The organism is Marivirga tractuosa (assembly GCF_042140215.1).
In the GTDB taxonomy this organism is placed as follows: Bacteria; Bacteroidota; Bacteroidia; order Cytophagales; family Cyclobacteriaceae; genus Marivirga; species Marivirga tractuosa_A.
Genome location: NZ_CP159478.1, coordinates 3,517,960 through 3,543,187 on the forward strand (window position 1 = coordinate 3,517,960; position 25,228 = coordinate 3,543,187).

At 33.7% G+C, this 25,228-nt stretch carries 22 protein-coding genes; 5 read left to right on the forward strand and 17 right to left on the reverse strand.

The features are described from left to right. Positions 1-63: 63 nt before the first annotated feature. From ABWH96_RS15765 to ABWH96_RS15780, 4 genes are all read right to left on the reverse strand, one after another. Positions 64-2,565 (reverse strand): DUF5686 and carboxypeptidase regulatory-like domain-containing protein, encoded by a 2,502-nt coding sequence (locus ABWH96_RS15765; protein ID WP_375578470.1) that lies wholly within the window; start codon positions 2,563-2,565, stop codon positions 64-66. 164 nt (positions 2,566-2,729) lie between these two features. After that, complete coding sequence (locus ABWH96_RS15770) at positions 2,730-3,974, reverse strand: hypothetical protein (RefSeq protein ID WP_375578471.1); 1,245 nt, start codon at positions 3,972-3,974, stop codon at positions 2,730-2,732. Between the two features lie 296 nt (positions 3,975-4,270). Next, entirely contained in the window at positions 4,271-5,044 is a 774-nt protein-coding gene (locus ABWH96_RS15775) for an anti-sigma factor family protein (protein ID WP_375578472.1), read from the reverse strand. Continuing rightward, the gene (locus ABWH96_RS15780; RefSeq protein ID WP_375578473.1) at positions 5,034-5,636 is read right to left on the reverse strand and encodes an RNA polymerase sigma factor; all 603 of its coding nucleotides are present in this window, start codon (positions 5,634-5,636) and stop codon (positions 5,034-5,036) included. The genes ABWH96_RS15775 and ABWH96_RS15780 overlap by 11 nt, the downstream gene beginning before the upstream one ends. A 571-nt stretch (positions 5,637-6,207) precedes the next feature. On the opposite strand from ABWH96_RS15780, the gene ABWH96_RS15785 reads away from it, so the two are divergent. Together ABWH96_RS15785 and ABWH96_RS15790 are read left to right on the forward strand one after the other, a co-directional pair. Then, on the forward strand, positions 6,208-8,163 hold the full coding sequence (locus ABWH96_RS15785) for a fructose-1,6-bisphosphatase (protein ID WP_375578474.1): 1,956 nt from the start codon (positions 6,208-6,210) through the stop codon (positions 8,161-8,163). 104 nt (positions 8,164-8,267) lie between these two features. After that, positions 8,268-8,552 (forward strand): hypothetical protein, encoded by a 285-nt coding sequence (locus tag ABWH96_RS15790; protein ID WP_375578475.1) that lies wholly within the window; start codon positions 8,268-8,270, stop codon positions 8,550-8,552. 5 nt (positions 8,553-8,557) lie between these two features. Here the strand turns inward: ABWH96_RS15790 and ABWH96_RS15795 are convergent, their stop codons facing one another. From ABWH96_RS15795 to ABWH96_RS15850, 12 genes are all read right to left on the reverse strand, one after another. Next, positions 8,558-9,895, reverse strand: coding sequence for a rhodanese-like domain-containing protein (locus ABWH96_RS15795; RefSeq protein WP_375578476.1), 1,338 nt, complete (start codon positions 9,893-9,895; stop codon positions 8,558-8,560). A 218-nt stretch (positions 9,896-10,113) separates the two neighbouring features. After that, a complete protein-coding gene (locus ABWH96_RS15800) occupies positions 10,114-10,929 on the reverse strand; it encodes a sulfite exporter TauE/SafE family protein (protein ID WP_375578477.1) in 816 nt (271 codons plus the stop codon). A gap of 147 nt (positions 10,930-11,076) precedes the next feature. Then, on the reverse strand, positions 11,077-12,048 hold the full coding sequence (locus ABWH96_RS15805) for a TlpA family protein disulfide reductase (protein ID WP_375578478.1): 972 nt from the start codon (positions 12,046-12,048) through the stop codon (positions 11,077-11,079). Positions 12,049-12,098: 50 nt separating this feature from the next. Further along, positions 12,099-12,623: an inosine/xanthosine triphosphatase gene (yjjX, locus tag ABWH96_RS15810; RefSeq protein ID WP_375578479.1), complete on the reverse strand. Its 525-nt coding sequence runs from the start codon at positions 12,621-12,623 to the stop codon at positions 12,099-12,101. Between the two features lie 89 nt (positions 12,624-12,712). Further along, the gene (gene katG / locus ABWH96_RS15815; protein WP_375581493.1) at positions 12,713-14,938 is read right to left on the reverse strand and encodes a catalase/peroxidase HPI; all 2,226 of its coding nucleotides are present in this window, start codon (positions 14,936-14,938) and stop codon (positions 12,713-12,715) included. A 209-nt stretch (positions 14,939-15,147) separates the two neighbouring features. After that, positions 15,148-15,741: a class I SAM-dependent methyltransferase gene (locus ABWH96_RS15820; protein WP_375578480.1), complete on the reverse strand. Its 594-nt coding sequence runs from the start codon at positions 15,739-15,741 to the stop codon at positions 15,148-15,150. A gap of 49 nt (positions 15,742-15,790) precedes the next feature. Next, positions 15,791-16,507 (reverse strand): acetolactate decarboxylase, encoded by a 717-nt coding sequence (locus ABWH96_RS15825; protein ID WP_375578481.1) that lies wholly within the window; start codon positions 16,505-16,507, stop codon positions 15,791-15,793. Positions 16,508-16,599: 92 nt separating this feature from the next. Next, the gene (locus ABWH96_RS15830; protein WP_375578482.1) at positions 16,600-16,806 is read right to left on the reverse strand and encodes a hypothetical protein; all 207 of its coding nucleotides are present in this window, start codon (positions 16,804-16,806) and stop codon (positions 16,600-16,602) included. Beyond that, positions 16,803-17,117, reverse strand: coding sequence for a rhodanese-like domain-containing protein (locus ABWH96_RS15835; protein ID WP_375578483.1), 315 nt, complete (start codon positions 17,115-17,117; stop codon positions 16,803-16,805). The genes ABWH96_RS15830 and ABWH96_RS15835 overlap by 4 nt, the downstream gene beginning before the upstream one ends. Continuing rightward, positions 17,114-17,377 (reverse strand): rhodanese-like domain-containing protein, encoded by a 264-nt coding sequence (locus tag ABWH96_RS15840; protein ID WP_375578484.1) that lies wholly within the window; start codon positions 17,375-17,377, stop codon positions 17,114-17,116. Before ABWH96_RS15840 ends, ABWH96_RS15835 begins: the two co-directional genes overlap by 4 nt. Positions 17,378-17,515: 138 nt before the next feature. Next, on the reverse strand, positions 17,516-17,938 hold the full coding sequence (locus tag ABWH96_RS15845) for a type II toxin-antitoxin system VapC family toxin (protein ID WP_375578485.1): 423 nt from the start codon (positions 17,936-17,938) through the stop codon (positions 17,516-17,518). Then, on the reverse strand, positions 17,935-18,183 hold the full coding sequence (locus ABWH96_RS15850) for a DUF6364 family protein (RefSeq protein WP_375578486.1): 249 nt from the start codon (positions 18,181-18,183) through the stop codon (positions 17,935-17,937). Before ABWH96_RS15850 ends, ABWH96_RS15845 begins: the two co-directional genes overlap by 4 nt. A 412-nt stretch (positions 18,184-18,595) precedes the next feature. On the opposite strand from ABWH96_RS15850, the gene ABWH96_RS15855 reads away from it, so the two are divergent. Then, entirely contained in the window at positions 18,596-19,078 is a 483-nt protein-coding gene (locus ABWH96_RS15855; protein ID WP_375578487.1) for a DUF4293 domain-containing protein, read from the forward strand. 280 nt (positions 19,079-19,358) lie between these two features. After that, entirely contained in the window at positions 19,359-20,747 is a 1,389-nt protein-coding gene (locus tag ABWH96_RS15860; protein ID WP_375578488.1) for a sigma-54-dependent transcriptional regulator, read from the forward strand. Position 20,748: 1 nt separating this feature from the next. Here ABWH96_RS15860 and ABWH96_RS15865 read toward each other — a convergent pair whose 3' ends face one another. Beyond that, on the reverse strand, positions 20,749-23,259 hold the full coding sequence (locus tag ABWH96_RS15865) for an ATP-binding protein (protein ID WP_375578489.1): 2,511 nt from the start codon (positions 23,257-23,259) through the stop codon (positions 20,749-20,751). Positions 23,260-23,544: 285 nt separating this feature from the next. Between ABWH96_RS15865 and ABWH96_RS15870 the strand changes: the two genes are divergently transcribed. After that, positions 23,545-25,041 (forward strand): glycosyltransferase, encoded by a 1,497-nt coding sequence (locus ABWH96_RS15870; protein WP_375578490.1) that lies wholly within the window; start codon positions 23,545-23,547, stop codon positions 25,039-25,041. Positions 25,042-25,228 lie beyond the last annotated feature (187 nt).

Here is a 25,228-nt window from a genome sequence, read left to right on the forward strand (position 1 = left end):
ATCAACAAACAAAAAAGGGTGTCTCGACTTTTCGGACACCCTCAAAGTACTTTTAAAGGTATATTAGAATGCTGTGTGCAAAATAATCCCTTGCCGTACAAAATTTTCGTTTTCATAGCCAGCAAAGTAATTCAAACGAATTGGTAAGAATGATGATGTGAGCCCAAATCCCAATTCATAATACCTTGGGCTTTCGGCAGTTTGTAAGTAGTTGGCCATAACATATGATTTCAATCCAATTTTCTTCAAGAGTGGTATTCTGCCCAGTATAGCCCCGTCAAAATCATGTTCAAAATTTGCTCCCGTAAAATAATTTGAGGTGCTGTATTGATAATATTCAAGCAGCTGGTAAGCTAATCCAAATTGCTTTTGATTTTGAATAATAAAAGTTTCATTGCCCATGAAGTGGAAATAATCAATTGGCGTTAAGTTATTGCTGTTTAAATATTGACCATAAGTAAGGCTCAATTTACTAAAACCTATAGCACCCACGTCCCAAGAATCTGATATATTTCCCCAAATTCTGGTGTATTCGCTATCCATTCTCCCTACATCCAAACCTATTTTGAAAACAGGAAACTTGGAACCCAAAGGAATTTTTCTTCCATTAATTAAATCAAATTTTCTATTGTGGTGATAGGTTAACAATAAGCTTGATTCCCATAACTCATTGGATGTAAAGTCTCTGTATTCATCTTGAATAAAAGCTTGATTTGGCATGTATGTACGAACTTCTTCCTCGCTGTACCAACTATAATCTGAGTTATTTTGCAAAGGAGACCTGCTATTGTAGGAACCTCCAAGCGATATATCCAATCCATTCAAAATTTCTCTTTTCCATTTGATCGCAATAAAATCTTTTTGATATAGCTTCAGATAATTTAATTTATTTTCTAACGAATAAGTTAAATTCCAGATGTTAGCAATAGATGTATTGCCTGATATTTGATCAACTGTGCTACCGCCCTCAATTTTAATTTCACTAATGTTTTTGGGATTCAGTTCGTAAGCAAAACCACCTTTATAGTAGAAAGTGTTACTTGCAAAACCATATCGAAGTTCACTATTCACTGCATATCTGTGATTATTTTTAAATTCATTCTTATAATGTAAATGTGGCTTGAGAACTCCTCCTTCTATTGTATTAAAAGTGAAAACACTTAAATCTAGATTCAAATTATCATTTAATTCAATTTTCTGAGTACTCATGGTTTTATTATAAAATTGCCAAGGACTCAGTTTTTCATCCCTCTTTAACTCATTCAGTAATGAATCATTTTCTTCTTTTTCGAATTTGAAAATATCATCTTTCAATACTTTAATTTTTTGGTAGGCTAAACTTTCATCCGTAGTGAGTTCAATGGGGCGTGTATTGCTCCACCATTCTTCATCTTTTTTTACTCCTTCACTTGAGACCACCTTATTTACTAACTTATTTTCTTCTGGTGTTTTAGTATCAACTTTATAATCGTAGAAGATGTTATGATAATAGATATCAGTTTTTTCACTCCCCTTATTTAAGATGAAACTGGAAGAAAAGGGAAAGTAGGTATTAATTGCATCATCATTGATATATTGAATATTGATTTCGGCATCTCCCAAAAGACTTTTTAAATATAAATGAGATTTTAAAATCCTCCAGCTTCCATCAATAATGTAAATTTCACCGGTAAAAGTAGTGCTCCCTTTCATTTTAGGAATTAATTTTATTTTATGAACCGTTTCTCCAGCTTCTTCGAACGTACCGATATAATCATAATCATAAAACCCGAATGCATCACCTGCAATAGGGGAAACAATACGGTTCATTGCCATTTGACTTCCAACCGCAAATGGCCTGTTTGTGTATAGATTAATAAAAAGGGAATTATTTTTTGTTACAGCTGATGTGTCTCCTAAAACAAGAGATGCCAATAATGTTTCCGTTTGATTTTGAATGTCGTATTGATATACTTCATTTACTGATTCGGATAAATAGAAAACCCCCTTTCTGGGAGTTAACATTGTACCAAAAAAGTTTACAGGATTCCCGCTATTACTTTCTGATTTACCAAAAAGCTTTGTGTAGATTTTATAGCTTATATTTTCATGTTCATTTAAATAAGTTTTACGTTTATCCTGTGCATTCCGAATGATTTCATAAGCAGGGTTTTCTGCCTTAGCACTGACTTCTACGGCATTTAAAAATACTTTTTCCACACTTAAGGTAGGATTAATCTCCAATCGCTCATTTGCTTTTATAGATATTTCCCGAACCTCACTTTTATACCCAATAAACTGAAAACTGATTTTATGATTGCCTGGGTTTAATTTCAGTGAATACTCTCCATCGTAATTAGTGGAAGTCCCTAGTGCTTTTCCTAAAACCACTACATTGGTGTAAGGCATATTTTCACCGGATACGGATTTTACGGTGCCATAAATCTCAGCTGATTGCGCAAATAAGGAATTATTCCATACAATCAAGAAAAGGAATATAAATCCTCTTGAAATAGCTTTAAACGGAAATCTAAAAGGATTTTTTCTCACTAAGGCTTGGTTAGAGCCAATGAAAAACTGGTGCATATTGATAGTTTGATTTTTAAAAATGTGAATATAGTTGATTTTTTGTAAGCCTTTCTAACTTTCAACTAGAGAATTAATCAATTTTAAAAATAAACCCTCCAATTCAAGGACAATTCTGAATTGGAGGGTTAATACCAAACTAAATTATGAAAATAATATTTTAATTATTGTAAATCACCTTTTACTACTTTTATTTCTTTTACAGCTTGGTTTTCAGTCAACTTTCCTGACTTCAGTTCATTAAAAGTCTTCCCTTTTACTTGCAATTCAATTGATTCAGGAATTTCACAGCCTTCGCATCTTGTAATACCCACTTTGAAAATCAATTGTTCAGTATTAGCCAAACTACTCACATTCTTGCCATATTCTATAATATTGCTCTTTAACTCTTCTTCAAATGTCGGATACATGCTTTTGATTAATTTATCTCTTTCTTCCTGCGATAAATTTTCTTTGTCTTGTGTTGGTACATTCCAACTTTCATTTCCGGCTCTTACTGAAGATACCATATCCATATAGAAAATCACTCCCAAACCATCAATTTGCTCATGAGGCATTCCGCCATTTAAATAATAAGTGTCAGACAAATCACGAGCATATAGCCTTTTTAAAATGGTTTGAAATAGGGTAATGTCCTTTTCCAGTGGTTTTACTTCTTTCTTTTCATTTACCACAATTCGACTTTTAGCTTCTTCTCTATCAATTTCCCCTTCTTGAAAAGCCCTAAGATCTTTCACCTCTGCCTCAACAGATAATCTGTTAATCTTCAATCGCTCTACTCTACCTGCATTACTGTAAAAATTCACATCTCTACCTTTTTCCATTACCAAAATCTTATCTGAGTCTTTCAGTTGACTGATGAGATGACCATAATCCAATAAGAAGTCAATAACATTTTCAGTATTTTCCATCACTTTTCCCTCTCTCATACTGTCCATTTCCTTAATTTTGAACTGAGCTCTTTCCATAGCTACAGCCGCTCTTTTTTCTAGTTCAGCTTGACGAAGCGCCAGTTCCTCTCTTCTTTCAGCCCTCTCTTTTTCCATTTCGGCTCTAGCCTCCGCCTCCAACTCTTCATCATCAATATCAATTTGGATATCTTCAATTACTTCAAAACTTTTGGCAATGGCATCAGAAATATCAGGCATTGGTGGCATCTCAGGAGCGAAAGCAAATCCAAAAATATGATTTTTTGGTAAGGATAAAATCACACCATAACCTTCAATATATTGGGTTTGCTTATCTCTACTGTCATTACTCCAGTGTCTGGAATTGCTATCATTCACCAAACTGTTCAATACCGTTTGGGCCACCTTCAAATCTTTTTCCATCTTTTGGTTATCAATTTCTTGAGCCAAAGTTGTGCCTACAAAAAGGCATAGTGCTATTATTAAACTATATTTTTTCATCGTTCTATTATTTAAATATTTAAAGCCTCATCCTTAATCCTTCTCTAAAGGAGAAGGAGAAAAAGGGGAGAGAAGTTTTAATTAAAATTTTTCTTTAAGTATTAACTTTATTTCTAGTACTAGCTTTTTCTAGTGCAAGCGTCCGCTTGTGCTTTGATTTTAAAAGTCCTTATTCAATGTTTCTGCGGTTTGACGGTTGGAACCGTCTAATCGCTATTCTACAAAAATGGTGTCTCCATTTATCGGCCAGACGGTTCCAACCGTCAGACCAAGGGTTGAGAGTTTTTTATTTTTTCTCAATAAGCCTGCTCTTCTTGTTGATTACTTGCCAGGCTATTAATCATTTGCCCTGTTTCAATTTTGAATAAATCTTTATCTGACTCCATTAATTCCATCTTAGCAAACAGATAATCCATATCCTCTTTTCGCTGTTCTTGTATGTAATCAGCAAAATTTGTCAAAAGCTTTTCTGTATACACTTGCTGTTGTTCATTGCTCTCCTTCCAGTATGTTTGCATCATTTCCACATTACTTTCCTGTAAACCAGTTAGGTAATTATTGATCAACTTCTTGTTTTGCTGACTTTGTTGGGTCAAATAACTCTCCAATTCTTGCTTATCTTCTTTTCTTTCAGCATCCAGTTTCTCTTCATAATTGCTCAAAGCCAAATTGACCATTTGCTGGATTTCCTCTTTATCCACCTGCTTATCAGGCTGAATTTCATTTTCAAAAGCAATTCTAAACGCTCCATTTTGATTACTGATTTCAAGACCTGTAAACTTGGCAGCTACCATCAAAATTAAAAGTGAGGCGGCAATTGAAAGAAACCATTTAAGTCCATTATGAGAATTATTCTTTTCAGTATTTTTATGCACATTAAAAAACGGAGGAGCGCTTATTTTTTCATCTTTCCAATTTCCCATTATTTCTTTTCCACTTTGAAAAGCATCCAATTCTTCTTTCAACTCAGGATTTTGAGTCAGTTCCTCTTCAAAAGCTCTCCTTTCTTTAGGATTTAACTCATCATAGAGATAATCCATCATTTTCGCTTTCCAATCTTCAGTTTTCATATCTTATACTTTTTTCAGTAATGTTTTCTTTTGCTAATAATTTTCTCATGTGGGAAAATGCGTAATACAATCTTGATTTGACTGTATTTTCAGAAGTGTTTAATGCTTCTGCTATTTCCCTAAATTTTAAACCTTCATACTCCTTCATGATTAAAACTTCTCTTTGATCTTTACTGAGTTGCTGAAGGCATTTGGTCAAAATATCACCCAACTCACCTTGCAAATAAGTTTGTTCCGGATTACTTTCTCCTGGCTTTGAAACTTCCCAAGCTGGGCTACTTTCTTCTTCTTGCTTAGGTAAAAGTTGGTCGAAACTCACCCACCGATGTCTTTTCCCCTTCCTACTTTCCTGTCGGCAAATATTGGTGGCGATAGTGTAAATCCATGGTTTAAACTTATCACACTCTTTTAGCTGCCCGATTTTATGATGCATCGCAATAAAAGTTTGCTGTGCGGCTTCTTGAGCTAAATCTGCTTCTCCAAAATATTTGTAAGCATAATTGTAGATGCGAGGATACCATTCCCTTACCAACTCCCCTTGGGCGTAAGTGTCACCAGTCTGAGCTTGTGATATTAAATCTTCTTTTTGCACCCCATACATCGTATTTAATTCAATTTATGACTTATTTGAATTTAGGATGATAGCTATTGTAAAAAAGTTTTAATTGATGTGATTTATTTTTGAATTGCATAATTTTAGGTTTCACATTAATTAAATTTACTTCATTTCAATAATGATCATCACCTAAAAAATAAAAAGGAGCAATGAAAGAATCTTCTTAATCCAACTGACCTAATATGATTTCCTTGGACATGTATATTGAACCACAAAAGTGACAAGAGAAACCAAAAGAAAAATTTACTACAGCAAATTTTTGAGAAAGACTCATTAGGTCTGAAGGTTTGGCTAGAAGTTCTTCAGTATTATCAATAAAGTGTATTCCAATATTTCAGCTTAGCTGAAAACTTTTGTGTTCTTTTGTTTCTCTTGTGGTTAAAATAAATTTTATCTGTTTTCACTTTCTGAAATAAGTATACCAGATTTGGTGCGTTTGATGTTATGATGATTTTAAATTAATCAAAAGTGAAAAACAGTTTTAATTCAAGCATTGGTTTGTGAAAATAGAAGCCGTATATTCATTAAAGTATTTAAGCTTCAAATAATGCCGTTAGACAAAAAATATCTAAAGCTTCTTTCAGAAAAATATCCAAATCAATTATCCGTTTCGACAAAAATTGTTTCCCTTAGTTCCATTTTAAATTTAACGAAAGGAGCGGAAATTTTTATCAGTGATGTACATGGAGAACATGAGGCCTTTCAACATTTGATGCGAAATGGATCGGGAGTCATCAAGCAAAAGATTAAGGATTTATTTAAGGATGAGCTTTCTTCAAAAGATATCGCTCAATTGGCCACGCTCATTTATTATCCTAAAGAAAAGCTGGAATTAATTAAAATGAATTCTGATAATCTGAAAGCATTTTATACTCATACTATTTTTAGATTAATAAAACTGACTAGGGATTTTGCCTCTATTTATGCCAGTAAAAAATTGCAAAGTTTATTACCCAAAGGATTTAATGAAATCATTACCGAATTAGTAGCTGAAAGAGATTTAGGCGAAGAAAATGATTATTATGAGCATTTAATTTCTAGCATAATTGAAATAGAACAAGCCGATGAACTGATTATCCAACTTTCCTTTTTCATTCAAAAATTAGCCATCCATAAAGTACATATCATAGGGGATGTATATGACAGAGGTCCTGGTGCTGAAATTATAATGGATGAGCTGATGAACCATTACTCAGTCGATTTTCAGTGGGGCAATCATGATATAGTGTGGATGGGTGCAGCCTGTGGATCGGAAGCTTGTATAGCCAATGTACTTCGGCTTTCCCTTCGCTATGCCAATACCAATACATTGGAAAGAGGCTATGGCATTAATCTATTACCTTTGGCATCCTTTGCATTAGAATATTATAAGAATGATGAGAGCATTATTTTTAACCCAAAAGTAGCGCCAGATGAAATCCACAGTAGTTCTGAAGAATGGTTGAACCGACTGATGCATAAAGCCATTTCCATCATCCAATTTAAATTGGAGCATCAACTGGTGAAACGAAGACCTGAATTTGGAATGAATGACAGGCTTTTTATGTCTGAAATTGATTTGAAAAAAGGTAACGTTCAATTAGAAGGCAAATCCTATCCTTTAAAAGATCAATACTTTCCTACCTTAGAAAATGGCTATTTAACAGAATTACATCCAGAAGAAAGGTTTTTAATGGATCAATTATTGGAATCTTTTCAGAAAAGCACAAGACTGCAAGCGCATGCCAAATTCCTATTCGAAAAAGGCAGTATGTACAAAGTTACCAATAAAAACCTATTGTATCATGGTTGTATTCCATTGAATTCAAATGGATTGTTAAAAGAAGTGAGAATTGACCATAAAGTTTATAAAGGAAAAGCATTGATGGATTATTTCGATAAGCAAGTGCAATTGGCTTTTGCGGCAAGAAATGAATCAGAAGAAAAAAAGAAGGGAGTAGATATTTTGTGGTATTTATGGGCAGGTCCCGACTCCCCAATCTTTGGAAAGCATAAAATGGCTACATTTGAGCGTTATTTTATAGATGATAAAAGCATACAAGAAGAGCATAAAAACTATTATTATACTTATCGTGATAATGCCGAAACATGCAAAATGATTCTAAAAGATTTCGGTTTAGGCCAAGATGCAGTGATTTTGAACGGCCATGTACCAGTATCAGTCAAAGAAGGCGAAAGCCCTATAAAAGGCTCTGGTAGATTAGTGGTTATAGACGGTGGATTTTCTAAAGCCTATCAAGACCAAACAGGGATAGCAGGTTTTACTTTAATGCATAATTGCTATGGTCGGCAATTAATTGCGCACGAAGCTTTTGAAAGTCAGAAAGTAGCTATTGCAGAGGAGAAAGATATTGCCTATGGTGAAGTTTTCCTCAATCAATCAGAGAGCAAACAACGCATAAGGGATGTTGATGATGGAGAAACTATTCAAGAAAGAATTGATGATTTGAAAGAGTTATTGGAAGCCTACAGAAGCGGTGAAATTAAAGAAAAGACCGTTTAAAAAACTTATTCATCAAAATACTCTATAGCTATCATTTAAAATTTAAATAATTATTTATAACCAGAAATAATTATCCTTCCGTTAAAAGTGGAAATATTAAAAAGATGGAAACGCAAATTTTAAAGAAGGAAGATTTAGTGAATGTCAACTTTACTCCAAATGAAGTTATTAAAGATCAGGAAGGGAAACAAAATTTAATGTCAGAATTGGTCAGAGCCCAAGCTTTAGGCAATTTAGAAAAGATTAAAGTAAAAATAATTTTTCAATTGAAAGAGGGAGGAAAAGGGGAAGTGGAAACAACTGTATGGGGAGTAGGTGAACACCACCTCATGCTGAAAGGTGGTATTCATCTTCCCATAAGAGCAATTGAAAAGATTATAATAATCTAAAAAGATTATTTAAACTCATTCACTGCATCACTCAAGTCATATACTTTTGCGTTTGGCAATATACTCTTTACAATACTAAATCCAGCTGCTGATCGATATCCGCCCGCGCAATGTACTATGACTGGTTTTTGCACATCAATTTCAGATGCTCTTTCCCTTAATTCTGGAAGAGGGATATTTTTAGCCGAATCAAAGAATTTTCCATCATCTACTTCAGATTTATTTCTGATATCAATGATGGTATAGGCATCAGGATTCTTTTTGAAATCTTCTAAATTCACCAGTGGATCGGACACTATCTCTCCTTTTGGGTTTATTACACCCGCCACTAAATTAGCTTCGTAACCAATTTTAGCTGCCCTGTAAATGGCAAATTCCAAATCTTTTTGATTCTCTGCAACCAAGTAGTAAGGTTCATCTGGTCCGACTATTGATCCTAACCAAGTTTCAAATTTATCTGCTTCCTTATTTTGGATATTGATAGCCCCTTTCAAATGCCCTTTTTTAAATTCTTCCTTTGCTCGGGTGTCAATAATTAATTTACCCTCTGGAATTTCAATTCCATCTTTCTTATCCGCATTTTTAACTGCCTCTTCAAGGGAAGCAGCTCCTTTTCTATTTACCTCCACACTATTGGGGAAATATTTCGGGATAAAGGATTGCCCTTCTAAGAAAGCATCCACAAATTTATCTTTATCCTTTATTTGAAAAGCCCAGTTATTTTCTTTCTCATTGGCAATGGTACTGCTTAATTCACTGCTCATATTTTTCCCACAGAGGGAACCGGCACCATGTGCAGGGTAAACAATTGTATCGTCTGATAAATCGGCAAAAACATCATTTACTGTGTCATACATCATGCCCGCCAATTCTTTTCTACTTACTTGAATATTTCCGGCTCCTTCCCTTAAATCAGGGCGCCCCACATCCCCTACAAATAAAGAATCTCCCGTGAAGACTGCTTTTTGAATACCATTTTCATCTAAGAGTAAATATGAATTATGATCAGGAGAATGTCCAGGAGTGAATAAAGCTCTAAAAGTAGCATTACCAATCTTCACTTCATCACCATGCCCAATATGTTTGAAGTCATAGTCAACTCCCACTTTTTCATTCACATAAATATCAGCTCCAAATTTCTCTTGAAGTTCTAAATGACTACTAATGAAATCGGCATGAGGATGAGTTTCAAAAACCGCTACAATTTCTGCGTTATATTGCTTTGCAAAATCTAAATAAGGTTTAATATCTCTTGATGGATCTACTAAAGCCACTTTTCCTTCACTTTCAATGGCGAAAGAACCTTGGGCTAAAGCGTCATCATAAAAATGTTTAATATTCATAATTGTTTCGTTTTTTTGCTATTAAATGGAACGGACAAATTAAAAATAGGATAGTAACATTAGTTACAGAGAGTGTTAATAAGTGAATAGGTGATTAAATGATTATATGATTAGGTTTTTAAGTGTATGATTAAAAGAATAGCTAATTCAGAAGTAATAAGATAAAACTAAAAAAGGGGCTACAAGCCCCCATTTCCCAATCAACTACTCCCCTATTATTACATAAATAACTCTTTAAAAATCATAAATGAGCCCATAATTAGCACAAACCAACCAAAGCCCTTTTTCAATTTTTGACCGTCCACTTTGGTGGATAAAAATGAGCCTATATAAATACCTGATGCGGCAATGAGCGTGAACACTCCTAAAAATGCCCAATCGATATCCCCGCCAGATTGGATATCTCCAATAAAACCAATCAATGATTTAGCGGCAATAATTAAAAGCGAAGTACCTACCGCTTCTTTCATCGGTAATTTGGCTAAAATAACCAAGGCAGGAATAATTAAAAATCCACCTCCAGCTCCGACTAAACCGGTTAGGGCTCCTACTATTACTCCTTCAATAATTATTAATGGATAATTGAATTTTTGAGGGGTATCTACATCCTTTAATTCTTTTTTCAGTTCTTTTCTATCTTTAATCATAGAGTAAGAAGCTGCTATCATTAGAAGGGCGAATAAAACCATGATTCCAATAGATTTGGTAAACTCAAATCCGTTGATGGTAAAAAAGGTATCAGGCAAAGCGGGGACCAATAATAGTCGTGTGAGGTAAACCGAAATGAAAGCGGGAATGGTAAAAACAATACCCGTTTTGTAATTAACTAATCCTTTACGAGCATAATTTACTCCTCCTAAAAGTGAACTAAAGCCGACTATAAAAAGTGAATAAGCCGTAGCCGTTACTGGATTAACTCCTAACAAATATACTAGAACGGGAACGGTCAGTATAGAACCTCCTCCTCCGATCAATCCCAAAGAAATACCAATAATGGCTGCGCTTATAAATCCTACTATCTCTATCAATGTCATAATATAAATCAATTTTTTGACAAAAGTAGAGGGTTAAAAATGCTTAAGGCGTAACAAATGTTACTGCAAAAATTGAGAAGTATAATAAATGTTATGTTTTGCTATTTAATACGCATGCAAACAGAAAAAGGCTTTAATTGTGAGAATTTAATTTAAATATTTCTTCAATTTAGAATTGAAATACTTCTCACCAGAAAATGTCCATCTGTCAACCACTATACCCTCTGGATTTACCAATATGTAATTGGGGTAGGAAATAACTTCATATTGATTTAAGAGTTCTGACTTACCAGATTCCACTTCCCACAATACTGGCCAATTGATCTCTAATTGTTTATTGGCGGCCATAGAATACCATTTGTCTATGTTATTATCTTCATTTAAAGTAATGAATTGGATATTTTGATAATCCTTCAAACTCTCAACAATATGCGGTAGTGCTTTCCAACATCGTCCGCACCAAGTTGCCGCTATATCAATTAATAAATATTGACCTCTAAAATCAGCAGTATTAAAAGCATTTCCATCTTTATCATAACCTACAAAATCTATAAAAGCTTTATTCTTTTCTAATTTATTCTTACCAATCGAATTAATGTAGGCTTGAAATTCAGGGATTAATGATAAATTATCATCTGAAATCAATTTATAAATTTCGAGAAATTCTTCATCAGAAAAACCTATAAAATTAAAGTATCTATCAATATATCTTATAGGGACAATAGAATTTCTATTTGAATTAAAAACCTCCATAAATTCTTCAAAATCAGATGCATCTTGTAAATTCTCAAAAACCACATGACTTTCCGAGCCATTAACTATTATCTTTTTTTTGAATAGACCTTGTTCAAAAAGCACATCTACTTTTCCTTCCTCATACCAAAAAGGAAATAACTTTCCTTTTGGAGAAATCAAAAAACCAAATTCAGGATTATTAACAGTTAATTCTAATTCATGGGTTTTTTTATCAGGATTAAAACCATAATTTTTGCTCTGAACATTTAAATAGTAGCCCTTAGGAATTTCCTTATTGCTTTTAATAGTAAGGTTCACTGACTTTTGAGAGAATGCCGCAAAAACAAAAAATAATAGTAAAAATAAGGTTGAATAAATCTTCATAGTTTTTTCTGGCAAAATATATAAGCAATTTAAAAAATGCAACTAACGAGTTAATTTTCCTTCCTAAAAGGAATCAAAGCCATAACCATAGCATGTTCATAATAAGCCTTTCTGTCAATTTCTCCTTTGGTTAAAATACCAACTGCTCCATCTTTTTGCTTAGAGTTTGACCGTCCGAAATACTGATCATCTGCTGCCCCGAGCTCTACTCCTCCCCTCACCATATTAGCTATAGGTTCAGGAAGGTAAAATATTGCTGTTTGTGCTTGGCTTAATTTTTCATTTGAAAGGATGACTATCCAAGCAAAAGCCTGCATGCCGAAAACATCATCATGGATTCCGCCTTCAATACCAACCCAATATTCAGCATTTGGAAACTGATCTTTTGCATTCTTTGCTCGGTTTCGAGCTCCGTCTAAAGTTTCTTTGTTCGACATCGGTTGATCTCTTACCTCAGAAGGGACTGAAATGCCTTCAAAAACGAAGCTTTCATTTTTAAACATTCTGTGAAATCCTGCCTGAGTAGCTTCAATTTTAACTGGGTTTTTAGAGGCTATGATTATTTTTTGAAACATAGTAATTTTGGAATTAACAATATTGGCCGAATATAAGAAAAGCCAGACTTTTTAGCCTGGCTTTTCAATTTGAAATTTATATTGATCTGTTATTGATATATTAAATCAAACCTGTCCAACTTCATCACTTTATCCCAAGCCGCTACAAAATCATTCACGAACATTTCTTTTGAATCAGCTTGTGCATACACTTCCGCTAAAGCTCTTAATTCAGAATGAGAACCGAAAACTAGATCTGCTCTAGTAGCTGTATATTTTTGCTCACCCGAGTTTCTATCTTTTCCGATAAATTGCTCTTTAGTATCGTCAGTAGCTTCCCATTCAGTGCTCATATCTAATAAATTCACGAAGAAATCATTAGTCAACTGCTCTTTCTTATCAGAAAAAATGCCGTGCTCAGAACCATCATAATTAGCCCCTAATGCTCTCATCCCACCAATTAAAACCGTCATTTCTGGTGGTGTTAAAGTCAATAGTTGAGCTTTATCCACTAATAATTCTTCAGTAGAAACAGAATATCTAGTTTTTAAATAGTTTCTGAAACCATCGGCCATAGGCTCTAATAAGTTCATAGACTCAATATCTACTTGCTCTTGTTTAGCATCCATTCTGCCAGGAGTAAAAGGTACTTTCACGCTATAGCCAGCATTTTGAGCTGCTTGTTCTACTGCAGCAGCACCACCTAAAACAATCATATCCGCCATTGAAATTTTTCTATTACCGGAAGTTTTATGAAAATCTGCTTGAATATCTTGGTAAGTTTTCAACACTTTTTGCAATTGTGCTGGATTGTTTACTTCCCAATCTTTCATTGGTGCTAACTGAATGTGTGCGCCATTTGCCCCTCCTCTTCTATCAGAATTTCTATAGGTAGATGCAGAAGCCCATGCTGTTGAAACCATCTCGCTAATGCTCAAATCTGAATTCAAAATTTGAGATTTTAGTTTAGTGATATCATTAGCGTTTACTAATGGGTGATCAACCGCTGGGATTGGATCTTGCCAAATGAAATCCTCTTTTGGATATTCAGGTCCTAAATAAGTAGTATTAGGTCCCATATCTCTGTGAGTTAATTTAAACCAAGCTTTTGCAAATGCATCATTGAATAAGGCAGGATTCTCTAAAAATTTGCGAGAGATCTTAGCATATTCAGGATCTTCTCTAAGAGATAAATCCGTAGTAAACATAGTGGGTTTATGCTTTTTAGTTGAATCAAAAGCATCTGGCACCATAACTTTAGGGTCTTTTGCTACCCACTGATGAGCACCTGCAGGGCTTTTGGTTAATTCCCATTCGTTCTCAAACAAACTCATCAAATAACCATGACTCCATTTTGCTGGGGTATTAGTCCATGTAACTTCCAAACCAGAAGTAATGGCATCTTTTCCTTTTCCTGATTTGTAAGTGCTTTTCCATCCAAATCCCTGCTCCTCCATATCAGCAGCGGCTGGGGCTTTTCCTACATTGTCAGCCGGACCTGCTCCATGAGCCTTTCCTAATGTATGACCACCCGCTATCAAAGCTACGGTTTCTTCATCATTCATACCCATTCTGCCGAAAGTCTCTCTAATATCATGAGCGGCTGCTATTGGATCAGGATTTCCATTGGGACCTTCTGGGTTTACATAAATTAAGCCCATTTGAACTGCTGCTAAAGGATCTTCTAAATCTCTATCTCCAGAATAACGTTCTTCATCACTCAGCCATTTTTCCTCAGAGCCCCAATAAACATCCAGTTCTGGCTCGTAAACATCTTCTCTACCCCCTGCAAATCCGATGGTTTTAAAGCCCATATCTTCTAGGGCAACATTTCCAGTTAAAATCATCAAATCAGCCCAAGAAATTTTGTTACCATATTTTTGTTTAATTGGCCACAATATTCTTCTGGCTTTGTCCAAATTCGCATTATCTGGCCAGCTATTGATAGGCGCAAATCTCTGCTGACCAGAGCGAGAACCCCCTCTACCATCTCCGGTTCTATAAGTTCCTGCGCTATGCCAAGCCATACGAATCATAAAAGGTCCGTAATGCCCATAATCAGCAGGCCACCAATCTTTTGAGTCTTTTAACGTTTTAGCAATGTCCTCTTTCAATGCATAGTAATCAAGACTGGAAAAGGCTTCCTTGTAGTCAAAATCCTCTTGCATAGGAGTTGACATATCGGAATTCTGTCTTAAAATACTCAAGTCTAATCTGTTAGGCCACCAGTCATTTAACTGGCTTGCTTTCATAGCCGATCTACTTTTTTTAGTAGCTCCGGAATAGCCGTCTGCCTCTGCAGATTTCTCTCCATCATTTTGGCATGCTGTAAACATGAATCCAATGAGGAAAATCCATAATATAGTAGTTAGTCTTTTCATATATGTTTTATTAAAAAAATTAATTTGAGCAAAAATAGAATATAAATTAGATGTACCTACAATCAATTTTGACGATTTTATAAATTGCATAATAGATAAAATCAATAATTATCAATTAAACACAATTAGATTAATAAAGCTTAATGAAAACAGTAAATGAAACATTACTTTTTTGCAATCAATCTGAGTATATCTGCTTTCCCTTTGTGAAATTCTCCTTCTGATAGGTTAGTTTCCAGTACTTGCAGGTATTCTATTTTCAATTCTTTAAAATCTTCACGAAGCATTTCCTCTGTGTAAAGCATTTCAATATTTTTAGGACCGCCCGAAGAATTATCTAATTGTTTAGGATTAAAGGCTTCCAATACCAATTTCCCGCCTGGCTTTAACCATTTGATAGCCTTCTGATGTGCAATTTTTCTTAAACCTTCCGGAAAATGGGCATAAATCAAAGCCACGACATCAGCGGTATTGTCTTTAAATTCTTTTTCAACAATATCAGCTACCTCAAAAACAGGATTTACCTTTTCTTGTTTGGCAAGAGTGCTTGCTTTTTCTTTAGCGGAAGGACTAAAATCAAAGGCATTAACTTCCCAGCCTAGTTTGGCTGCAAAAACTGCATTTCTACCTTCTCCATCGCAGGGTAAGATAATTCTTCCAATGGGTAAGAGTTTTAAAATTTCTCGCAAAAATTCATTCGGTTCAGTACCATAAATAAATTCCTGTTGCGCATATCGTTCATTCCAAAATTCTTTCATTTCTTAGATTTTAGAGACTAGCTTTAAGAAGCTAGTCTTCATTATTTAATTAATTTTGAGGTAAAAAAAGTTTACTCCCCACTAATAGTTGAACATCATCAATATGACCTGAAGCTAAGGTTTCCTCATTTATAAAATGAAGATGAATTCGACTGCCATTGTGGGTATAAATCCCTTCTTCTTGACTATTAGCCCACACACCCACTATTTTCACATTAGAATTATCAAGCTTAAATTTTCTTTTCGCTTTTTTATGAGCTTGATGTCCGTGCATACCTGCTCCTTCTTTAAACATGATATGATAATCCAAATCTTCAATCTGAGCTTCCATATAAAAAGGAAAAGACTTTTCATGATCTAAACCATTTTCAATTGCTTTTTTACGAATGAAATCTTCAATCTTTTTGAGTCCTTTTATTGGTTCTTCAACTTGCACAGCACTATATAAATCAGCACTTCCGTAAGCTAAAAAAACCGCTTTCACTACAGAATCTTTTCTGTAAACCGCTTGATTATTTTCAATAGTACCCGTATAAACCGTACCATCAAAAATTGTGATCTCGCCCTTCAGATCTTCAATTGGCCCTAAAGCCATTAATCCTTTTTTATCTTTCAGGCTGTCTAAATCCGCTTTAGCAGAAAAATCTTGCTCTTGCATCATGATATCTCTGCCTCCAGCATATTTGAGCCAAGAGGATTCTTTATTGTTTGATGGTGAACAGGCAATTAAATGGGCGATTAGAAGTAGTATGAATAATCTTTGCATGTTAGTTAAGTGGTTAAGATATAATCTAATTTAAATTAAACTTCAAACGCTAAAATTAAAAAAAGCCGGCATTAACCGGCTTTCTTTACATTCTATTTTTTCGGAATATCGCAGTTTCCACTGGAGCAACTTCCTCCACCGCAACCTTGATTAAGCAAAGCCAAAATGGAAAACAGCGCTCCTATGCCTCCTGCGAAAACATCAGACTCAGTTATCCCTACGAATACTAGATATAAGCCTATTGCCAACCTGAGCCAGCGCATAAAAGTCCAGGGGGTATGTAATATGGTATTGATCATGCTATTTTTCTATTCAGTGAAGTCCAGGCTCCACCATTATACACTTTTTCATAGCCCTTTGATTTTAAAATACTCTTGGCTGTGCCACTTCTCATTCCTGAAGCACAGCAAGTGATGATAGCTTTATCTTTATTTTTCAATTTAGATAGATTTGAATCTAAGCTTTCCACAGGAATGTTCATCGCATTTTTAATATGCCCGCCTTGGAATTCTCCCTTCGTTCTCACATCTAAAATGATAGCCCCTTCTGCTGCTACTGCTTTCAAGTCAACTGATGGGCCTAATCCGAATAATTTTCTTAAGAAACTCATAAGGCCATTGCATAATTTTCTGCTGCAAACCAAGAACCTCCATTATGGCAATTAATTCCTTTTGATTGTAAAATTTGTTGTGCCATTCCACTTCTGTTTCCTGAAGCGCAGCACAAAATAATTTCTCCCTCTGTTTTCGCAATTTCTTCAGCTCTAGCTTCTACTTCATTTAAAGGGATATTGAGTGCATCTTGTGCATGTCCCATTGCAAATTCTCCTTCTGACCTTACGTCAATTATTGTTTTATTTGAATTTTTCATTTGTATCTTCTTTTTTGAATTACAATGCTAAGTAACGGACTTTCAATTTATAGGATAGTAACAGAAGTTACAAAGGGGTTGAATAATTGAAATTGGTGAACGGCTAAAAGTGATTTGAAAATGAAACCATGAGGAATTTTATTTATTTCTAATACTATTTAAATATTCATCAGCAGTCATGACTGGAATTAAAGACTCCTTGAAATCCTTTCCATTTCTAGTAATTATAATATTACATTCAGAGTCAATTGCGCCAAAATATTGAAGCGAATTTTCAAAATCTTTAAAAGATGAGTTTAATCCTTTTTCAATTGTATGTTCATCCAGAATACATACTTCACTTAAAATTTTAAATTTCCTAAGTTTTTCCTTAGCAACTTGGGGTGATTCATATTTTGAAATTAAATAATTTACCGTAGCAAAAGAGGTTGGTGAAACTACCATTGTCAACTGTCCTATATCAGCTAATGTTGCAAGTCTTGCTACGGAATCATAAAAAGGATATCTTTCACCAAGAAAATCTAACATTACATTAGTATCAATAAAAAGCTTGTCCTTCATTTATATTTTTCGATTAGATAATCTGAATATTCCTTTTTGTAATCCACATCAGCTGGAATACTTTTCCCAGTGCTTATACTCTTAACGAATGGAGAAATTTCAAAATCATCATTGTTTTCTTCTACAGTTAATGATTTTAAGTAATACTCCACCATCCGTGAAAGACTTATTTTCTTCTCAGCAGCATATTTTTTCGCCTTTTCTATTACTTCCTGATCGAGTTTTAAGGTCAATTTTGTGTCCATAATTTCTATATTATACGTACAAATATAATAAATATAAACGTATAAAAAGATTTATATTAAGAATCATAAAGTATAAAAGTACAATACTATAACCTTGTATTAATTAGGATTAAGTTATTTTAAATTAATTATTACCATTTTTAATTAACTTTTCATGAATAATGTTCGTTAAAGTGTGTATTTACGTGTTCAAATTAAAAATGAATAATGACTATCTTATAAAATCCTTTAAAACGCATTCTTTTATGAATTTATTAAGGACCCAATTATTAATTGGGTTCAAATCATAGTATATTTTTAACCTTCAAGAAAATAATCAATTATTAATCTTCAAAACCCATTTTTATCTCCCATCTCATTTAATGAAAGTGATTTTTAACGTATATTTGCAAAATACAAAAAGCACTTTTCGATGATTCAAAGAATTCAAACCATATTTTTATTAATTGTAGGATTAGCTATGCTGGTATTTTTATTTGCGCCACTATGGCAAAAAGTGGATACTAACTCTGGAGCATCTTACACTTTAACCGCTTTTTACCTTGAAACCGTTATTACTCCTGAAGAAGGTGTGAAAAATGAATTCAATCCTTATGTAGTTCCTGGTATATTAGGAATTTTGTCTGTTTGCGTAGCTTTTATTGCCATTGGAATGTACAAAAAGAGAATGCGCCAAATTATGCTTTCCACTTTGAATTCCCTCTTAATTGGAACGGCATTGGGACTTTCTGCATACTGGTTCACTCAGGCAGAAGGCAATATATTACCTGGTATACAAGGCACTTATAGTTATGGTTTATTCTTACCAGTTATAGCTTTAGTGTTTAATTCGCTTGCTGTCCGTTTTATTAGAAAAGATGAAAGATTGGTACGATCTATGGATAGGTTAAGATAATTTATATTTAATCCTTTTGACTTCAGTATGGTTTAGATTAAATTTTTGAAATTATTACATAATCTTGTTTGTTTAATTTTTAATCTTTAACCCAATACAATTACTTTTTACTGTAAACGATGTATGTCCTTATTTTGAGGTCTACTGCATAAGGGATTAAAGAAATCACTAAACTAAGTGTAGAAATTAGTATCAAATTATTTTCTGTTAGATAAGAAATCAATTTGATATTTAAAGACTACTAAAAAATCGAACCATTACAATTATCATAAGAGGTAATATGAATAAAGGCAAAAAACTATTAATAGTGGACGATGACCCCTCATTTAATGAGATGCTCTGCAATTACCTACTAAGAAATAATTATGAAGTTGAATCTGCTCACTCAGCTCAATCAGCTTTAGAATTATTAAAAAAACATGCTTTTGATTTGGTGCTAACCGACTTTAGGTTACCCAAAATGAATGGATTAGAACTAATAGAAGTAATAAAAAAAGACCAGTCTCAGACTCCAGTAATTCTGATCACTAACTATGCAGATATAAGAACAGCCGTTCAATCCATAAAATTAGGAGCGTTCGAATTTGTGAATAAGCCAGTTAACCCTGATGAATTACTTAAGACTATTGAAAAGGCTCTTGAATCTAAATCCAAACCCAAAAACTCAGATACAAAACCAAATAAAGCGTTCACTCAAAATAAACAATATATAATAGGAAATAATCCCCATAGCCTGGAATTATGGAAGCAGGTGAACATTGTTGCTCCAACGAAAATGAGTGTTTTGATTTTGGGAGAAAGTGGGACGGGCAAAGAATACGTAGCAAAAAAAATACACGAATTAAGTAAAAGAGCTGATCAGCCTTTTATAGCCATGGATTGCGGTGTTTTATCAAAAGATTTAGCTGCTAGTGAATTTTTCGGGCATGAAAAAGGGGCATTTACAGGTGCGCTAACAGATAGAAAAGGGCAATTTGAATTAGCCAATGGTGGCACACTATTCTTGGATGAAATTGGTAATTTACCTTATGAGGTTCAAACTCAACTTTTAAGGGCATTGCAAGAAAAAGTAATTCGGAAAATAGGCGGTGATAAAGAAATAGAAATTGATGTAAGGATAATTGCCGCCACAAATGAAAAATTATCAGGAAACATACAGCAAGATGCTTTTAGGAATGATTTATATCATAGAATTAATGAATTCGAAATCTACGTTCCTTCTTTAAAAGAAAGAATGGATGATTTAGGAGAGTTTCTTGATTTTTTCTTGAAAGAAGCAAGTGAGGAATTAGGAAAAGAGGTAAATCAAATTTCGGAAGATGTACTTGAAATTTTTCAAGATTATACATGGCCAGGAAACCTAAGAGAGCTAAAAAATATCATTAAAAGAGCTGTATTATTATCCGATGCACCTACAATTGATGTACAGCATTTACCTGTTGGGTTTAATCAAAAACAAGAACTCAACTCTAAATCTTCAGAAGAAGATACGAAACCTACTCAAAATTCTGGTTTAGATTTGAAGGAAATTCAGGAAAATCAAGAAAAGGAGGCTATTAAACAAGCCCTTATTCAACACAAATACAACAAATCGAAAGCCGCAAAAGCATTGAATATTGACCGAACAACTTTATATAAGAAGATCAAATCATATAATATAGATTATTAAACTATTCAATACCTTCCACTACTTGTTTTAATTTTGGCAGTAGACTTTCTGCTTCTTCAAAAGCCCTTTCATAATTATTAAGTCCCACATAAACTTCTATGCTTTGAAAAATCTCACTATAATCTTCCAGATTGATTTGTTCAAAAGCAGATTTCATTTGATGTGCTAAAGTTGAAAGATTTTCAGCATCCTTTTGACTGATTGCTTGCTCAAACCCCTTTAATTTTTCATCTAGAGACTGCTTAAAATCTGATAATAATTTGTCATAATTGGCTTGATCTTTTCCTGCAAAAGCCCATAAGCCTTGATATTTAGGAGTTTTTTCCGTTTTCACAACTTCAACCTTATTGAAATATTGACCTAAAAGACTTAGAATATCAATGGGTTTGAATGGTTTAATGATTACATCTGAGAACCCTTTTGACAACACCTCTCCTTCTTTATTTTTCAAAACATGTGCAGTTACTGCAGCTACTGGCATTTCATAGCCTAATTTCCTTATCAACTTAAAAAACTGGACCCCATTCATACCAGGTAAACTAATGTCAGTCATAATAAAATCCACTTCTTTTTTTGTTGATTTTAAATAATCTAAAGCTTCCTCAGCGTTAATACAAACTTTAAAATCATACACACAATCTTTCAAAATGTTGATCATTAATTTTGCATTCCAGGGATCATCTTCCACTAAAAGTAAATGGATATCATATTTTCCATTTGAAATTTCATTGCTATAAACTTCCCCTTGTTGTTCGACTTTTTCAATTCCACTATCAATATGAACTGGAAAAAATAAATGAAAACGAGTTCCTGCTTCTGGAACACTTTCAACCTTAATTTCGCCACCGAAAGCTTCAATTATATCTTTACTTATGGTCAATCCCAAACCAGAGCCAGTTAAACTGCTTGATTTGGCATGTTCACCTTGCTCAAACTGTTTGAAGACAAGCTCCTTCTCAATATCTGTTATCCCCTTACCAGTATCCTCAACAACTATATGTAATTCTTGCTTGCTTTCATTTAATGACTCTAGGTAAAATATTATTTTTACGTATCCTGATTCTGTAAATTTCACCGCATTCCCAATCAAATTGATGAGGACTTGCTTCAATTTCAAACTATCAACCCATACTGAATTTTCCTTAAGTTTATCATCTACCTCTATTTCAAATTGAAGCGATTTCTCTAAAAATTTATACTTGAAAACTTGATGAAGTTCATTGGCTAAATAAGGGATGTGAACTGCTGTTTTCTCTATTTTAAAATTACCAGCATCTATTTTAGACTTTTCTAAAATATTATCTATCAATTCACTTAAATAACGATTTGATTGAGAGATAGCTGCTATATATTCCTTTTCGTTATCACGCATCTCAGCTTTAGAGAGTAAATGTGTGAAGCCCATAATATTATGAAGAGGGGTTCTGATTTCATGGCTCATTTTAGCTAAAAACCCCTCTTTAGCTTGCGCCAAATTAAGCGCCCTTTCTTTTTGAAGTTGGAGGTTTTTCCTCAGCTGGTTGGCTTTTGTGATGTCCTGAGAAATTAAAAAAAGAAAAATTGCGCTTAATAAAATCCCTACTCCACCTATTATGAAAATTCGCTGTGTTGCTTGATTAGTTTCTTCCAAAACTATGACAGAATTACGCTCATTTTTAGTACGCTCCTGTTCTAAAATTTCCCCTACAATTATCTTTATGTTATCAATCAGTTTTTGATCTTGCTCATACAACTTAAGCTCTGCATCATTAAGCTGATATTGTAAATCTATTTCTTCGGTCAAAACATCCAATAAAATTGCTTTAACTGCAATTAAAGTGGTATCAACGAAATAATCCCTGACGATACTTGTATCAATAGATAACTCTAAACTATAATCAATTTGCTCTTCAATGGTCCGTATGGTATCCACTTCTATATTGGGCTTACCAAATAATTTCCTGAAAAAACCATTTATCCCTTTGAAGTCATCTGGCTTTCTAATAATCTCTTGTCTTTCAACTGAATCTAAGGATGCAACCAATCGTTCCTTTCTTAATAATGCTTTTTCTATAAAAGCCGAATCTTGCAATTGCCTTCCAATACGTTTTAAGGCTTCGCTTGTAAAAAAAGCATTGCTTTGCTCCTTTTTTAATCTCAAAATAATATTGAGATACTCAGATTTTTCTTCAACTATCCGATTTAAAGAATCTAAGTTCTTGAGTTGGACACTATCATTTAAAAAATCACTTTCAAGTGATTGAATGTGACTCTTTACAATTTGCATCTTCTCATGATAAGAGTTTAGCATATTGCTATCATCTGTTAAAATAAAAGTATGAAAGAAATTATCCGCCTCTATTATTTCCTGAAATACCTTATTAACCTTGTTGCTTTTATCATTTGGCTCGGCTATAACCTTTATAGATTCATTTATATTAACGTAATTAAGATAACTCCAATAGAGCAGGGAAAAGGAGCTTATTCCTATGATAAGCAAGACTATAAAAACTTTTATTCTTGATGAAAACATGTATTTCTCTCCTATAATTACTTTAAATATCCTGAAACTAACAAAAACCATCCCATCAAGAGGATATATTAGTAAGTGTTTTCCAAAACAGTACAAACTTCCGCCTCAATTATTGAAAGATTTGAGAATATCCTTTTAATCAAAACGCCATAAATTGACCAATAAAAACACAAAGTGTGGATTTATCCTACATAATTAAATAATAAAAACATTAAAATAGCCCTTTTAAACTAATTAATGCAATGGTATGAATTTTGGCTTTCTAAATACAAAACTTTTTAGATTATGAAACCAAAAGACCAAAACTCAAAGGTAAATTCCGTAAACAGAAAAAACGCTTTCTTTAGCTTCTTATTTCCAATTCAACCACACTTTATGGATAGTAAAGAGGGTAGGTTTGAAAATAAAGATGCAGAATATGATAGCTTGGTTAATATAATTAAAGGATTTTTCACCCAATATTCTGGGGCAATTATTCTAATTGCTACCTTATCTCTTCTAATAAGTGGGTTAATTTCATTTTTATATTTGCAACCAGAGTTGGAGATATTGCATGATAATAGATTAAATTCAGTTTGGGGAACCGTATTCATCATTACAAGTTTATCATTATTAAGTTTTAAACTTCTTTTTTTCCTATTCATCTTAGTTAATTATTTCAAATACAAAGCTGTTAAAGCGGTTGCTCCAAATTTACTCCCTAGCTGTACTATCATTGTGCCTGCCTACAATGAGGGGGAATTGGTATGGAAAACCTTAAAGAGTCTAGCTGCTAGTGAGTACCCTGCTGATAAAATGCAAATCATTTCGATTGATGATGGAAGTAAGGATGATACCTGGGAATGGATGAAAAAAGCCAAATCAGAATTGGGTGATAGAGTGGAAATATTGCAGCAACCCAAAAATATGGGCAAAAGGCATGCTCTATATCGTGCATTTAATATGGGGATAGGAGAAGTTTTCATTACAGTCGATAGTGATTCAATTGTGAATCCTGACACTTTAAAAAATTTAGTATCTCCTTTTGTTGAAAATAAAAATTGTGGGGCAGTAGCAGGAAATGTAAGAGTGTTAAACAATAAAAAAGCTATTATCCCTAAAATGCTCAATGTGAGCTTTGCCTTTAGCTTTGAATTCATTAGGTCTGCTCAAAGTAATTTAGGCACAGTTCTTTGCACGCCTGGCGCTTTGGCTGCTTACAGAAGAGAAGCGGTTATGGGATGTTTAAACGACTGGATCAATCAATCTTTTTTTGGTAAACCTACAGATATAGGAGAAGATAGAGCGATGACCAATATGATCTTAAAACAAGGCTATGACGTTAAGTTTCAAAGCAATGCGCATGTGCTCACTAATATTCCTGAAAACTATAATAACCTTCAAAAAATGTATACACGATGGGAAAGAAGTAATGTAAGAGAAAATATCATGATGAGCAGATTTGCATTTAAGAATTTCAGAAAAGGATCTAAGTTAGGTTCTAGATTTTTACTTCTAAATCAATGGGTAAGAGTTTTGACCGCAATACCAGCAACAATACTGATGTTAATATTTATTAGCATTCACCCTCTATTATTTATTACAACTTCTTTCGTAAGTATTCTGATTTTCTCAAGTATTCCTGCATTTTTTTATGCAAAGAAACACGATATATCAGAATGCTTATGGGCCTATGCCTACAGTATGTTTTATGCCTTCGGTCTTTTTTGGATTACACCCTACGCAATAGCTACAGCTAACAAAAGAGGGTGGTTGACGAGAGGGTTAGCTCAAAAAAAATAATAGATTTAAAAACACTTCTCCTACCCAACTAATTCCCCGATTGATTCATTCAACAATTTGTAGACAAAACCAATAATTTGTTGGTTTTGTCTACAATCAATATTGTCTGATTCCATAAAATAAAATATCAGAATATATTCTTTCTCGAAATATTAAATCCTCAAGCTTTACACAATTCATAAGATTC